The organism is Acidobacteriota bacterium (assembly GCA_040752675.1).
In the GTDB taxonomy this organism is placed as follows: domain Bacteria; phylum Acidobacteriota; class Polarisedimenticolia; order JBFMGF01; family JBFMGF01; genus JBFMGF01.
Map to the genome: position 1 here is coordinate 1 of JBFMGF010000017.1, position 13,893 is coordinate 13,893.

14 protein-coding genes are annotated in these 13,893 nt (G+C 48.2%); 8 read left to right on the top strand and 6 right to left on the bottom strand.

What is annotated here, in order from left to right:
* Positions 1–391 precede the first annotated feature (391 nt).
* The 6 genes from AB1756_02015 to AB1756_02040 all read left to right on the top strand — a co-directional run bounded on the left by AB1756_02015 (position 392) and on the right by AB1756_02040 (position 7,006).
* Positions 392–1,630 (top strand): tetratricopeptide repeat protein, encoded by a 1,239-nt coding sequence (locus AB1756_02015; protein ID MEW5806116.1) that lies wholly within the window; start codon positions 392–394, stop codon positions 1,628–1,630.
* Positions 1,631–1,674: 44 nt separating this feature from the next.
* On the top strand, positions 1,675–2,520 hold the full coding sequence (locus tag AB1756_02020) for a hypothetical protein (GenBank protein MEW5806117.1): 846 nt from the start codon (positions 1,675–1,677) through the stop codon (positions 2,518–2,520).
* A gap of 121 nt (positions 2,521–2,641) precedes the next feature.
* The gene (locus AB1756_02025) at positions 2,642–4,807 is read left to right on the top strand and encodes a transglycosylase SLT domain-containing protein (protein MEW5806118.1); all 2,166 of its coding nucleotides are present in this window, start codon (positions 2,642–2,644) and stop codon (positions 4,805–4,807) included.
* Between the two features lie 3 nt (positions 4,808–4,810).
* A complete protein-coding gene (locus AB1756_02030; protein ID MEW5806119.1) occupies positions 4,811–5,815 on the top strand; it encodes a hemolysin family protein in 1,005 nt (334 codons plus the stop codon).
* Between the two features lie 63 nt (positions 5,816–5,878).
* Complete coding sequence (locus tag AB1756_02035; protein MEW5806120.1) at positions 5,879–6,079, top strand: hypothetical protein; 201 nt, start codon at positions 5,879–5,881, stop codon at positions 6,077–6,079.
* A gap of 39 nt (positions 6,080–6,118) precedes the next feature.
* A complete protein-coding gene (locus AB1756_02040) occupies positions 6,119–7,006 on the top strand; it encodes an MBL fold metallo-hydrolase (protein MEW5806121.1) in 888 nt (295 codons plus the stop codon).
* A 30-nt stretch (positions 7,007–7,036) separates the two neighbouring features.
* Here the strand turns inward: AB1756_02040 and AB1756_02045 are convergent, their stop codons facing one another.
* The 4 genes from AB1756_02045 to AB1756_02060 all read right to left on the bottom strand — a co-directional run bounded on the left by AB1756_02045 (position 7,037) and on the right by AB1756_02060 (position 10,199).
* Complete coding sequence (locus AB1756_02045) at positions 7,037–7,966, bottom strand: carotenoid biosynthesis protein (protein ID MEW5806122.1); 930 nt, start codon at positions 7,964–7,966, stop codon at positions 7,037–7,039.
* 91 nt (positions 7,967–8,057) lie between these two features.
* The gene (locus tag AB1756_02050) at positions 8,058–8,312 is read right to left on the bottom strand and encodes a PGPGW domain-containing protein (protein ID MEW5806123.1); all 255 of its coding nucleotides are present in this window, start codon (positions 8,310–8,312) and stop codon (positions 8,058–8,060) included.
* Between the two features lie 37 nt (positions 8,313–8,349).
* Complete coding sequence (gene dapF, locus AB1756_02055) at positions 8,350–9,177, bottom strand: diaminopimelate epimerase (GenBank protein ID MEW5806124.1); 828 nt, start codon at positions 9,175–9,177, stop codon at positions 8,350–8,352.
* A complete protein-coding gene (locus tag AB1756_02060) occupies positions 9,174–10,199 on the bottom strand; it encodes a fibronectin type III domain-containing protein (GenBank protein ID MEW5806125.1) in 1,026 nt (341 codons plus the stop codon). Before AB1756_02060 ends, dapF begins: the two co-directional genes overlap by 4 nt.
* On the opposite strand from AB1756_02060, the gene AB1756_02065 reads away from it, so the two are divergent.
* On the top strand, positions 10,198–10,368 hold the full coding sequence (locus AB1756_02065) for a hypothetical protein (GenBank protein MEW5806126.1): 171 nt from the start codon (positions 10,198–10,200) through the stop codon (positions 10,366–10,368). The two genes, AB1756_02060 and AB1756_02065, sit on opposite strands and share 2 nt — an antisense overlap.
* Before the next feature lie 9 nt (positions 10,369–10,377).
* On the opposite strand, the gene hslU is transcribed toward AB1756_02065, so the two are convergent.
* The gene (gene hslU / locus AB1756_02070; GenBank protein ID MEW5806127.1) at positions 10,378–11,790 is read right to left on the bottom strand and encodes an ATP-dependent protease ATPase subunit HslU; all 1,413 of its coding nucleotides are present in this window, start codon (positions 11,788–11,790) and stop codon (positions 10,378–10,380) included.
* Positions 11,791–11,793: 3 nt separating this feature from the next.
* Positions 11,794–12,345, bottom strand: coding sequence for an ATP-dependent protease subunit HslV (gene hslV / locus AB1756_02075; GenBank protein MEW5806128.1), 552 nt, complete (start codon positions 12,343–12,345; stop codon positions 11,794–11,796).
* 171 nt (positions 12,346–12,516) lie between these two features.
* On the opposite strand from hslV, the gene AB1756_02080 reads away from it, so the two are divergent.
* Positions 12,517–13,893, top strand: a 1,377-nt coding sequence (locus tag AB1756_02080; GenBank protein ID MEW5806129.1) for a histidine kinase dimerization/phospho-acceptor domain-containing protein, incomplete at its 3' end; no start/stop codon positions are given.

Here is a 13,893-nt window from a genome sequence, read left to right on the forward strand (position 1 = left end):
TTTCATGATTTCCTCCCACCCTATGGGTTAAGGACAGCAAAGTTGCTGTCTGTTGTTTTTTGTTTCATATCAACAGTATAACTCATTGGGTGGGATTTCTTATGCTAAAAATCGCTCAAACTAGGGTATATATTCAGGTGAGGCATGTGGATGTTTGCTCATTGATAAATATAAATAAAGGGAACCATTACAAGAAGTTGTTTTTTTAAACTAATTTATTACTTTAAGTTTTCTTGACTTTTTATATAATGCTATGTTAAATTTAGAATGTATTACTGATTTGGCCGCTGCCCTTAACTGGTTTGTTTTGAGAGAGTTTTGAAATTTCTAGGATCGCTACTAGATGACGACGGAACATAAGGATAATAAGGGAATATACAGCAGGAGGAGTATGAAGAGTAGCCCAAAGAACCTCAAAATGAGGAGCCGTGGATTATCTTCAAGGGAACTGCGGAAAGGCAGTTTTCCTTCTGCGAAAGGACTGAATAACCCTATTGATTTCGACCAGCTTCTTGAATCAGGAAATGAAATGCTCTCCAAGAAGAATTTCAAAGAAGCCATCGAGCGCTTATCCAGGGCGGTGAGCCTCCAGCCAGACCATTCTGGAGCATGGAATAACCTGGGAAACGCATACGAGGCTATGGCCAGTTATGACGCGGCCATGGAGTGTTACAAGAATGCCCTATCTGCAAGAGAGGATTCTCCCATTTCCTGGTTCAACCTTGGGAACATCTACGAGACCCTGGAAAGATTTGACGAGGCGATCCACTGCTACAGGAAAGCCCTGGAACTGGACAACAGCATGCATGAGGCCTGGATAAACATCGGCAATGCCAGGGGTGCACAGAGTGACCAGGTCAAAGCCATCGAAGCCTATAAAATGGCGATCTCGCTGAAAGAGAATTCCGCCGAGGCATGGTTCAACCTCGGCAATTCCTACATCGCCATAGAGAATTTCGAGGAGGCTGTAAACAGCTATCTAAGAGCCGCATCCATCCTCCCCGATCTCCATTATATCTGGTACAATCTGGGATACTCCTATTTCAGACTGGATGCCGTTGGCGCTGCCATCGATTGTTATAAGAGAGCCTTTGAATTAAACGGCCATGATTACGATGTCATTTACAATCTCGCCAGCGCCTATCTTGAGAACGAGAACTATGACGAAGCCCTTTTATACTTCACAAAGGCGCTCGATATAAAAACAGCAGATCTTGAATTATGGAATAATCTCGGCAATTGTTATTACTTCCTTCAGAGATACGGCGACGCTATCGATGCCTACAGGAAAGCCATCAAGCTTGACGGCCAGAATCATGGGATCTGGAACAACCTGGGAGCAGCCTATGATAAGATTGGAGAATACAAAAAGGCTATCGATTGCTTTTCAAAGGCGATCAAGCTTAATCCCGATAAAGCCTCCTATTTCATCGGCAGAGCCATAACCTATCTAAGGAAAGGAGAAAAAAGGCTCGCCCTCGAGGATATGGAAAGAGCCTTCATCCTCGACTCGGAAAGAAAGATGATCTTACCCGCCATCCCCGATATCCTCTCCCTTGTAGAAAACCATGCCGAGTTCAAGGGGATGGTCGACCAGATTAAGAAGATGCAGAAGGATCATCATCCTTGACTCCTTACGTTCTTTTTCATGATCGCACAGCCATCCTTTTTCATATGTCAGAGAGTCTGATCGAAAAATTCTCAAGACTGGAGCACAGGGGGCAGGTCCCGGCGACCCTCTTCCTTGAAACGGAGTCATATTCGGAAAGAGCATCCCTCTTTCTCGTGAGGGATGGGAAGCTTATCGGGTGGCATTCAAGGAATTTCCCATCATTTCCACATGGAAATGATATCAGGGAAATAACGCTAACCATGGATGCAGAGCCCCACCTTTTTCATTCCCTTCAGAGGGGAAGAATTACTCTCTTCAAGGTCCCCGCACGGTGGAAGAAATATAAACTCCTGAATCCAGACGAGCAAGACATGTTTTGTCTCTCCATCCCATTGAAATACGGGACCAGGCTCTTTGGAGCCTTCCTTTGTTTCAAGGGAGAGGAATTTTCACGATCGGAGATGGAAAAGATCAAGGAAGCATCTCTCTGCGCGGCGGAATTCTCCGTTACCCTCCCCCCTGCTCCTTCGAGACAGAAGAACGAATTCCAGGAAGAAATGCGGCATAACAACTCATCTGAAATGAAATTACCGGTCTCATGCTCTTTCACTGAAGACAAGGCGATGAGCCTGCTGGAACCAGATGGCGAAGAGGAAGCAGCGGTTTTTAAGGCGCGGATGTATGCCAGGCTGCTCATCAATAATATCAAGCTTTACAATGAAGAGCGTGTCATCATGGGCCGCATGAAGAAAGACCTCAAGATCAGACTGAAAGACGAGATCGAGAAAGCGGAAAGACTTTACAGGAGCAGGATCCCTGAGGAGATAAAACAGAAAGAAGACTTCTTCGAAAAAGAACTCATCATGAATCTGGCCGGCGGCGATAGATCCGCACTGGGAAACACCTGAACCAAATCCAGACTTTTTGAACGATTTCTTCCATTTGGGCTTGTGATAAAACCCGAAGGTATTTCTTTCATCGGGACTCCTGCCTTGAAGTATAATATTTTTCAAACATTGAAGGGCTTGAATGAAAAGATTGGGCTTCCTGATAGTCTTTCTGGTTATCGCGATTGCTCTGTCGCTCTACTTCCTCATGCAAAAAGAGCTCTGGACTGACGAAGCCAAGGCACCCGGGATCTACTACGAAGCCCTTGATGATCTCTCCAGAGGGAAGACGGAAGCAGGAATTGAAAAGTTAGTCCGGCTCATGAGAAAGTATCGCTCGAAGACATGGCATAAGAGATGGAGCTTCATTTCAGGATACTGGAGCCTTGAACTCGGAAAACCCGGGGAAGCTCGCAAACATTTCAGGGCATCCTATGAGGAGAATGATCCGCTCTTCCTCCATGTTCTCTACTTCAAAGCTGTTTCTGCTCTTCGGGCCGACGAGAGGAAGGAAGCTGAGGAGAGCCTATCATTGATTCTCCAGGGCGATGCCAATAATAAATTCTTCGAGGAATCTTTTCATCTTCTCATGGACTCAATGCTGGCCTCGGGTAAATTGAAAGAAGCACGAGAAATCTTAAAGAGATACGGCAACAGGGTCAAAAAGGAAAATCCCAGCAGCGTTCTTTTTAAAGAAGCATCCCTTCTTGAGCGAGAGGGGAAAAAAGAAGAATCCACAAAGATCTATAAAGACATCTACTGTCTTTATCCGCTGTCGCCTGAATCAGAAACCGCGGGAATTCGTCTACGGATTAAAGAAAACTCTCAAGGAAGCTGGGAGGAAGGTGACATCTCTCTTCTCCTTAAGAGAGGACAGCTTCTCGAGAAAGATGGATTGTACGAAAGCGCGCTGGATAACTACCGGTACATCATCACGATCTTCCCCGAGAGCAAAGTGGACGCCCGGCTCAATCTGAGAATGGGGCTGGCATTGTATGGCCAGAGGCGAATGCAAGAAGCATTATCGTACCTCCAGAAGGCAAAAAAAGATCAAAGAGTTTCTTCAGAGGCAAAATATGCACTGGCCAGAATCGACCTCAACAGAGGGCGTATCCATTCCTTCCTGAAGGCGATGAAAGAACTTTCCGATCGGGAGCAAGGCAAGGAAACAGGTGCCAGTGCCCTTTTCGCACTAGCAGAATACTACGACAATCATGGTGACTGGCGAGATGCTCTTCTCCTTTTCAAACGATATATATCTCTCTACCCGAATGGGGAGAAGAGAGAAAAAGCTCTCTGGAGAACAGCCTGCCTGCTCTACATCAATAACGATCACGCGGAATCCTTCTCTCATTTTCACAGGATCATTGCTGACAAAGAAAATCCATATCTCGTTCCGGCTCTGTACTGGGCAGCAAAGTGCCAGGAAAAACTGAAGAATTATCATGAGGCGGCAAAGCTCTATTCCGAAGCGGAAAGGAAAAGTGCAAAGAGCTATTATGGTATCCGGGCAAGGGAAAGATTAAAATCGCTCCCACATATCCCCACATCCTCTGAGAAAACAAACGAGAGATCTGAAAGAACCGAGGAGATCGACGCCGCATTCCTCTTCGCTCTCGATGCTGCAAGGGAACTCTTTGCCATGGATCTTGATGATATGGCTTTCGATCAGCTCCTCTTTGCCTGCAGGAAGATAAATGGAAGGAAGATTCTCCCGTTTATAAGATCTACGGAGATGCTCCTGGAGCAGGGAGACAGAGAGAAAGCCGTGGAACTCCTAAAGATTGGGTCGTCCAACTCGTCTTTCCCGTCGGAAATCCCCGATCATCTCCTCAGGCTCCTCTACCCTCATGATGGCAGCGAAGAGATATGCCAAATAGCTAGATCTTTTTCCCTTGACTGCAATCTCATCCTCTCCCTGATCCACCAGGAGAGTTCCTTCAACCCTTCGGCCATATCGCGGGCGGGAGCCATAGGATTAATGCAGCTCATGCCAGATACCGGCGAAGAAATAGCCAGGCGCCTCGGAAAGATGAACCATTCCACATCGATGCTCTTCAGGAAAGATTACAACGTTCTTCTGGGATGCAGCCATTTTGCCAGGATCTGGAAACACTTTGACGGTTCTCTGGAACTTTCCCTTGCCGCTTACAACGCGGGAGAGGCCAATGTCGAGAAATGGAAGCGATGGATCTCCAATCGGGAGATCGATGTCTTTGTGGACAATATCCCGATCTTCGAGACCAGAAACTATATCAAGAGAGTCATTAGCAATTATCAGATCTACAGGGAACTATACGGAAATTGAGGAATGAAAATCCCCCTGTTACTCCTGGCCATTCTGCTGCTGCTACTAACGGAGGGTTTCTTCTCTGGAAGCGAGATCGCAATCGTCTCCTCCGACCGGATCAAGATAAAGTTACTTGCGGATCAGGGTGTCCGGAGAGCCTCCCTCATCCTGAAGCTTCTTGAAAAACCTGAGAGGCTGCTCGCCACCACGCTAATCGGAACGAACATCTCTGTTATCAGCTCCTCGTTCGCCGCCAACGAACTCTTTGCAACGCTCTTCGGAAGACGGTATTCCGGCTTTGCTATCCTCTTCCTTGTGCCGCTGGTGCTTCTTTTTGGAGAGACTATCCCAAAATCGATCTCTCGGAACAATGCGGAGGGGATTGCCCTGATTTCCATATACCCTCTTTCGGCCATCCTCGTCCTCCTCTTCCCGCTCGTCTCCCTGACGGGGACATTTGCCATGTTGTTCTTCGGGAAGGACCGCATACTGGAAAAAAGGAAAAATCCATTCGTGACGAGGGAAGAGCTTAAAATCCTCCTGCAGAGCGAAAAGAATCTGAAGGAGAGATATGAAACAACCTTCGTTAACAGGATCATCGACTTTGCCGCTGCTGCTGTGAAGGATCATATGACCCCCGCCTTCAGAATCGTTTCCGTCCCCAGGGATTCCAAGATAATCGAAGTGGTCTGCACGATTCGCGAGTCGGGATTCACTAGGATCCCCGTCTATGAGAGAGAAAGAGGAAACATCATTGGTCTGGTTGATGCCAGGGATCTCCTCGAGAGCAAGGAGGATGATGAGACAATCGAGTCGAAGATAGGTAAGGTCCTGGTCATTGCCGAAGATGAGAGAATCCAGGATCTCCTGAAGGATTTTCAGAAAGAGGGATGTCATTTCGCCGTCGTCAGAAACCAGCAGGGAGAGGTTACAGGAATCATCACAATCGAGGATATCCTGGAAGAGATCGTCGGCGAGATCTTCGACGAGTTCGACAAGCCACCGGAGAAACATTCTTCCCTTTGATTCTTCCCTGTTTTCGTTATAAATTAAGATAAAGAAATATGGACAAAGAAAGGGAGTTTTTTTATGCCAAGAAAGAAGAAGGAAAAGAGCAAGAAGGAAAGGATCAAGGAACAGCTTGAACTTGTCAAGAAGCTCAAACAGAAGAAGCAGGAGGAGAGAGAATCCTTCGAGATGAGGTACAGAGGGAAAGGGGTCACCAACAAGGTTCATTCCCATGGAGAACATCACGACAAGTTCACTCCCGGACATCACGGAAACAGGTAAAGATCTGTTTCCCACTTTCAGCGTCAGAAGAGGTGCAACATGATCCAAAAATCCTTAAAGACGGTCCTCTTTCTGCTTTTCGTGACTGCTTCAGCATTTGCCGCAGAGAACTTCAGGCTGGAAAAAGTCAGTGAAAGCGTCTATGCCACGATCCCTGTCAGCGGAGGCATGGCTTTCGCGAACTCGACTTTTATCGTTCTAGATGATGGCATCCTCGTCGTTGATTCCCAATCCTCCAGAGAACTTTCCGAAGAAGTGATCGCCATGATAAAGAAGACAACCGACAAACCGATCAAGTATCTCGTGAACACCCATTTTCATGGAGACCACATTGCAGGAAACACCGCTTTCTCTCCCGACGTCAGATTGATCGTACATCCCAGAACGCTTGACAGATTCACTCAAGACAAGGTCCCCGCGAACTATCCCATCATAACGGTCACAGCTGAAATGGACTTCGTCTATCCCGGCAAGAAGGTGCAGATACTATGGATGGGGAGAGGGCATACGGAAGGCGATCTCATCGTTTATGTGCCAGGGGAGGAGGTGATCATCACCGGAGACCTCTTCTTCAATCAGATAATTCCTTACGCGAAAGACAGCCACATAGGACAGTGGCTTGCCACCATACAGAGAATAATGTTGAATCTCAAGTTTCAGAAGATAATCCCGGGCCATGGAGAGGTAAGCGGCCTAACGGAGTTCAGACAGTTTCGGGAGCTCCTGGCCTGGGCCAAGGCGGTGGCAGATGCGGAGATCAAAAAAGGTACGATGCGAGAGAAGATCATCGAGAGAGCAAAAGAGACGGAACTTTATAAGACACGCATCGTCAACTACCGGAACCAGGAGGGGCTCTCCGACCTGCTGGACATTGCGTTCCAAGAAATTCAGAGATCAAGAGGAAACAAACAGAACGTCCAGCAATAATCCACAACATTCATCTCTCATGCGTCAATATCAGGGAGTGTATTGCAGTAATATCCTCATCGCCGGGGAGTCGTATCCCTCCAGAAGAAAGATGATTGAGAGAACCATCAGGACGGCAAGCAAAATAATGAGCGGCATCCTGATGAGAAGATGGATGGAGAGGATCCCGTCTTTTTCCTTCCGGTTCCTCTCGAGGAGCCTGAAAACCAGGGCAAAGGGAAACACCGCGGAGACCCAGGCGGTGAAATTCACGAGTGGAACTCCTCCAAGAAAAGGGTTCAAGCCCTCATTCCAGATCCACAACCCATGATGAGTGGCATAAGGGTCGAGCTGAAGGTCTAAAAAAAGCGCAAAGACTGTCAATGTTAAGGCAAAGGAGAAGGGTTCAAGCCATCTCGACCACTCTCCAGTTCTCTCACAATTATCTAAACGATCGCGCTCTTCCTTGAATAGCTGTCCCGCGAGGAAACGACAGGAATAAAAGACGTTGCACCAGCCGAGTGTCGTGAAGAGGGGAGCAGGCAGAAAGGGCAGATAAACATGGAAGCCTTCTTCCTTGAAGAAACCAAGAAGGATCCCCCCATTTTCAAGGATGCCCCCATAGAGAAGGCCGACGACAAAGAGGGCAAAGCTTGCATCCATCCCCTCGTAATAGAGACAGTGAAGAAGGTAGAATAGGAAGGCGAGGCCGGTGCTAATCTCAAACCACAATTTGACGTCGATTTCTTTATATGGGACATTGCGTCTTAAGAGAATGATACCGAGCAGGACGAGAAAGAAAATGAAAAAGAATGATGCCACGAGAAGATATCTTCTCTTCCCACATTTGCACTTCTTTCTTACATGGACAACGAAAGCAAGCAGGGCTGCCGATAGGGGGAAGATGGCCATCCAGGAGAGTATCCGCTGAGAGAGTGAGAAAGATCGGAGCTGTGCGTCAAATATGGAGAGAGCGTTCAAGGCAAAAATCCAGAGAGGAAGGAGGGACCAGAATTCTGAAAAGATTTTGAGATTGTCGAGCTTCACAGAAAAAAGCCATTATCAGAAAATGTCAACGGGGAGAGTTATCTTTAGCACCTCTGGCCGCGTTTTCTCTTTCCCGTCTTTTCAGCAAATACCCGATTTTGTTTCGAAGAGAATCGTATAATTTTCGCACCCACCTGCTCTCGGATGCCAGGAGAGAGATCCCTGCCAGAGTGAGAAGAATCCCCTGAAGGATGGGAAGAAGGAAACCAACTAGCCCGGCGATGAGAAAGATACAACCAGATGTAATCTTGAATGCTCTCCAGAATATCCTGTTGGACATTTTCCCCTCATTTTCCATACGGCAGGATTAACGAAATTTAAAATCCTGACAAAGCTTCCGGACAGATCTCACCCTTATGGATGATCCTCGCATCTCCCTCCAGGAATATATCCCGGATCTCTTGATCTTTCCTCCTGAAAAAGACCCTGAGATCTACAGTGGACCTGGTGTAAAGTTTGACAGGAGAACGAACATTCTTCGTCAGAGCGGCATGGATGGCAGCAGCTATGCACCCCGAACCGCAGGAAAGGGTTTCTCTTTCGACTCCTCTTTCGAAAGACCTGATGGTTACAGCGCAATCTCTCTCAAACCTTATAAAGTTGACGTTTGTTCCGGCCGGTTCGAAACTCTTGTGATGCCTCAGAGCTCTTCCGTAGAGATAAAGATCAAGTGTTTCGATATCCTCTGCCTCTGTGACGAAATGAGGGACACCGATATCCATGATCGCTCCATGCCACTTTCTGCCGGCTGCATGTACCGATGCTACGGATCGGTAATTCCTGAAGCCAGGGATGCTAACGGAGACCCTGTCTCCCTGCACGACAGCTTCGTGAACGCCATCGTCTCCTCTGAACCGAAGCTTTCTCCCCGCCATTCCATTGAGATAGGCATATCTGGATGCGCATCGACTTCCGTTTCCGCAGAATCTTGACCTGCTCCCATCAGGATTGAAGAACCTCACCTGAAAATCATATCTCTCTGATGGGAAGAGGACTATGACTCCGTCCCCACCTACCGATAGAGATCTCTGACAGACCTTTCTCATGAAATCTTTCCCCAGTCTGCCTACTGCCCTGTCCCTCCCATCGAGAACGATGAAATCATTCCCCGCTCCTGACATCTTCCAGAATGGAATGGTTTTCATTCTATCTCTCTCTTATCAGATTCGATGGGTAACAGAGGAGATTCGGAAACATTCTCCGAAGGAGCACTTTCGTTCGGGACCTTTGCCGAATCGAATGCAGTTACGAAGTAGCTGTACCTCATTCCGGAAATGACATTGCCATCGGTATAGGAAGTCATCTGTTCGGGAAGGGTAGCGATCATCCGAAACTCCTCTTCCTCCTCTGTCTTTCGATAGATCCTGTATCCCGCAAGATCGTTCTCGTCATTGGGGAACCAGAATAGTCTTATCATCTTCTCATCGGCCACGACTGCAAGACCGGATGGGGCGCCCGGCGGGAAAGAATCAACGGCACTGACCTTGACGATGTTGGAATCCTCGCTTTCCCTGTATGGCACGGTGGCGTTGTATAGCTCTCGAACTGAGTAAAGATAGTCTTTTCCGGAAACCGAGCTCCTATCAATAAAAGAATTACCGGTAACAGGACTTTCATTTAGCGGGACAAGAAGGAACCTCATTTTTCTCTTCATTAACCGGTCCGGTTCCTCGTCTGGAGAACTATCCTCCGGAGAAATCTCGGTTCTATAAACATTGAAGAGTCGATCCGATCCTTGAAGGCTATCCGATTCTGGAGACTCCCATGAAAGCCTGATCCCTTCTTCCTCTACATGGGCGGAAAGACCATGAGGGGCCGATGAAGGCTTCACGATTACGATGGGAAGGATCTCCGAGAGTGGTGAAACTTTCTTTCGCCTGTTCATAAGCTGCACGGCATAATAGAATCGACGACCCGTCGCCTTATCTCCGAATGCATCAAAGATATTTTGTTCCAGAATGATTATCCTATCTACCGTCGCTTTCTCGAGCACCTCTGGAGAAAAGGTTTGATCGAGTCTGGCTTTCTTGAGAAACTCATCCATGGAGATGCTTCTCGACTCCCCGCTTTCTTCCGCTTCGGAAATGAAAAGCAAAAGTCTTGCCACGGGAGTTTCCACAAGAGGAGAACCATCCGTATTCTTCCCGGGAAGGAGGAAGCTGATCATGACCATCTCTCCTCGCTGGCTTATCTTGAAATCCGCACATTTCTCTGGAGCCGCAACGATTGGAGGAAGAGAGGGTCCCCTCTTCCCGCATGAAAATAATGGAATTAAGCACAGGATGAGGAAGGCAATTATGATCGCAACGATACTATTCTTCATGGCGTTCGGATAGGGCTAACACTCAAAGAACGTAGCGGCTCAGATCCTGATCCTTAACGATGTCAGACAGCATCTTCTTCACGTAGTCACCATTTATGATCTGAACTTGTTCCTTCAGGTCTCTTCCCTCGAAGGAGATCTCATCCATCAGGCGTTCCATGATGGTGTGGAGACGCCGCGCCCCTATGTTCTCCGAACGCTCGTTCACCATCGCCGCAAACTCCGCAATCTTTTCTATGGCATCCTCCGTGAACTGGAGATCGATCCCTTCCGTCTTCATGAGTGCGTTGTACTGCTTGAGTAGAGCGTTTTTCGGTTCCTTCAGAATCCGGATAAATTCCTCCTTGCCGAGAGGATCGAGCTCCACTCTAATGGGAAACCTCCCCTGGAGCTCGGGGATGAGATCGGATGGTTTGGAGACATGGAAGGCTCCAGCTGCGATGAACAAGATATGGTCCGTTCTGACCATACCGTACTTCGTGTTCACTATGGTCCCTTCCACGATCGGGAGGATGTCTCTCTGGACTCCTTCCCTGCTGACGTCCGGACCATGCCCGCTCTCCCTTCCAGCAATCTTATCCAGCTCGTCGACGAAGATGATCCCGGCTTGTTCCACTCGCCTGACGGCAATCCTGGCCACCAGATCCGGGTCAATGAGCCGGTCCTCTTCCTCTTTGAGAAGCTGTTCCCTCGCCTCGGAGACTTTCATCTTCTTCTTTCTCGGCTTCCCGCCAAGGAATCCGGGAAGGAGCTCCCTGATATTAACGTCCATCTCTTCCATTCCTGAACTTGAAAAGATCCGGAATGCAGGAAAGACGTTTTGACGGACATCCAGTTCCACAACTCTATCTTCCAGGAGTCCATCCCTCAACTGCTGTCTCAGCTTTTCCCGGGTCTGCCTCAATTTCTCCCGACCGTTGAAGTCTTCTTCGTCATGGGATTCTCCTTCGAAACCGGTATGCCCCTTTCTGGTTGGCGGTAGGAGTAGATTGAGAAGTCTCTCCTCCATGTTCCTCTCGGCCTTGGCCCGGACCTCTTGTGCCTTTTCCTGCCTTACGAGATCGACCGCAATCTCCGTTAAATCCCTAACCATCGATTCTACATCCCTTCCCACATAACCGACTTCAGTAAACTTGGAGGCTTCCACTTTGATGAATGGAGAGTTCATGAGCCTGGCCAGGCGTCTGGCGATCTCCGTCTTGCCGATCCCAGTCGGACCGATCATGATGATGTTCTTGGGAGCCACTTCATCGGCAATCTCCGGAGACAGCTTCTGCCTCCTGATCCGGTTCCTCAGGGCGATTGCCACAGCCCTCTTGGCCCTGTGCTGACCGACGATGTATTTATCAAGCTCGGCAACGATCTGCTTGGGAGTTAGATCTTCGCCAATGATCTCCATTTCTTCCTCCATCTTTTCAGGCAGGCAAAAGACCATCTGTCATTCCTTTCCCGCAGGGAGCTCTTCACACACGATGCTATCGTTCGTGTATATGTCGATAGTCGAAGCAATTTTCATTGCCTCTACAACGATCTCCTTTGCTGACAGGTCAGAATGAGCAACGAGAGCCCTGGCGGCCGCGAGAGCAATCGGACCCCCTGAACCTATGGCGATGAGACCGTCGTCAGGCTCTATGAGATCTCCCGTTCCTGAGAGGAGGTAGGAGTGTCTCTCGCTCGCCACGATCAAGAGAGCCTCCAGCCTGCGCAGAATCTTGTCTGTCCTCCAGTCTTTTGCAAGCTCAACGACCGCTCTATCCAAATTCCCCCTGTACTCTTCCAAGCGCGATTCGAACCTCGTGAACAGAGCGAAAGCATCGGCCGCTGATCCTGCGAAACCTGCTATGATTCTGTCGTTGTAAAGCTTTCTGATCTTCCTTGCACCATGCTTCATGACCACATGGTTAAGGGTCACCTGACCATCACCCGCCATGGCCACTTTACCCTTGTGGCGCAAGGAGATTATGGTCGTTCCCCTAAATTTGTTATCCATTGAAATCCTCGTAATTCTTTCGATTTCAAATAATTATGAACCTTTTTTTGATAATATCAGAAGAGTTATGAGGTGTCAAGAAACGCAGCCCCATCATTATAGTTTGCAGCGGTTTGAAATCCCCTTGAAAAAGATTATCTTAATATTAAAGGTTCTTTTTATTTACGATTGATGGAAAAAAAGCAATATTCAGCAGCGACAATCACCTATGTCACCTTCATAATCGTAATAGGCTTCATCTCGGCTGTTGCTCTTTTTGAAAACCCGAGCAATAGGCCCTGGGATCCCTGGCCTTTTCTCTTTTTTGGAACACTGGCATCCATAGCCACATCCCTGTCGATCACTTTTCAGAGCTATCTCCCTTCCCAAGGTGTCATACAGATAAGTTCTTCATTCGTTTACGCTCTTCTCTTCCTGACGCATCCCGGAGCCGTGGCAGCCATTCTGACTTTGCTACCAGTCTTCGACTATTTCTTCAACAGGAGGAAGATTCTTACAGTTCTCTTTAACATCGGCCAGCTTCTCTTTTCCCTGGCGATCGCCATCCTTCTATGGGAAAAGATTGGAACCAGCGGCGGTTTGCTGATCACGACACCTAGAATCCTCTTCTCCGCTCTATTTGTCCTCGTCACCTTCTCCTTGATCAATCATGTTCTGACCAATATCGTCATTAGTCTCGCGACGAAAACATCCTTCTTCAAAACGGAATTTCTGAACAGGAAGGCTTTTTACAATGAAGCTGCAGTCATTACGCTCGGGCTATCTATGGCAGCGCTGTGGACGCTCTACCCACCGATGGCCATCCTCTCTGTTATCCCGATAGCCATCCTCTTTGCCACGCTCGTCACGCTGAGCAAGAAGGAGTCGAACCTGATGGTAAGGCAGGCCGAGCTTGCAACACTCAATGAACTCGCCCTTAAGGTTGGTGCCGAGCTGGAGATGAAGAAGCTTTGCGGGTCCATCGTCAAGATCGTCACGGATTCCATGCACGCTGAAGCTTCTCTTCTTGCCTTTTACGATGGCGATCCCAGGCTCATGAACATCCAGGCCACCTGCAATATCGGCAAGGATGAAGAGATCCCCAGAAGCGTTGCCTCTCCTAAGATAGATCTTCACTCGAGCAAACATATTTACATCAGCAATGGTTTTTCCGAGAGCCTGTTCCAGGATTTCCCCTTAGAGAAGTTCACCTCTTACATCGTCCTTCCGATCTCAATCCTGAACGAGGAGAAGGGGATTCTCGCCGTCTTCTCCGGACCGCAAAGAAAGCCATTTGACGCCACAGATGCGGAGGCCTTACGGGATTTCGGAAAATTCATCAATGTAGCACTCGCGAATGCGGCTCTCTACAAAAATCTCAAGACAGTACAGAATCGGCTGATCGAAGTGGAAAAGCTCTCCGCCATTGGAATGCTCGTGTCAGGGATCGCCCATGAATTGAACAACCCTCTCACCAGCATCATCGGTTACACGGACCTTCTTTACGGAAAGGCTTCGGACGACAGAGATAGGAAGAAGCTCGAGAAGATCGCCAGCGAGGCCCAGAGA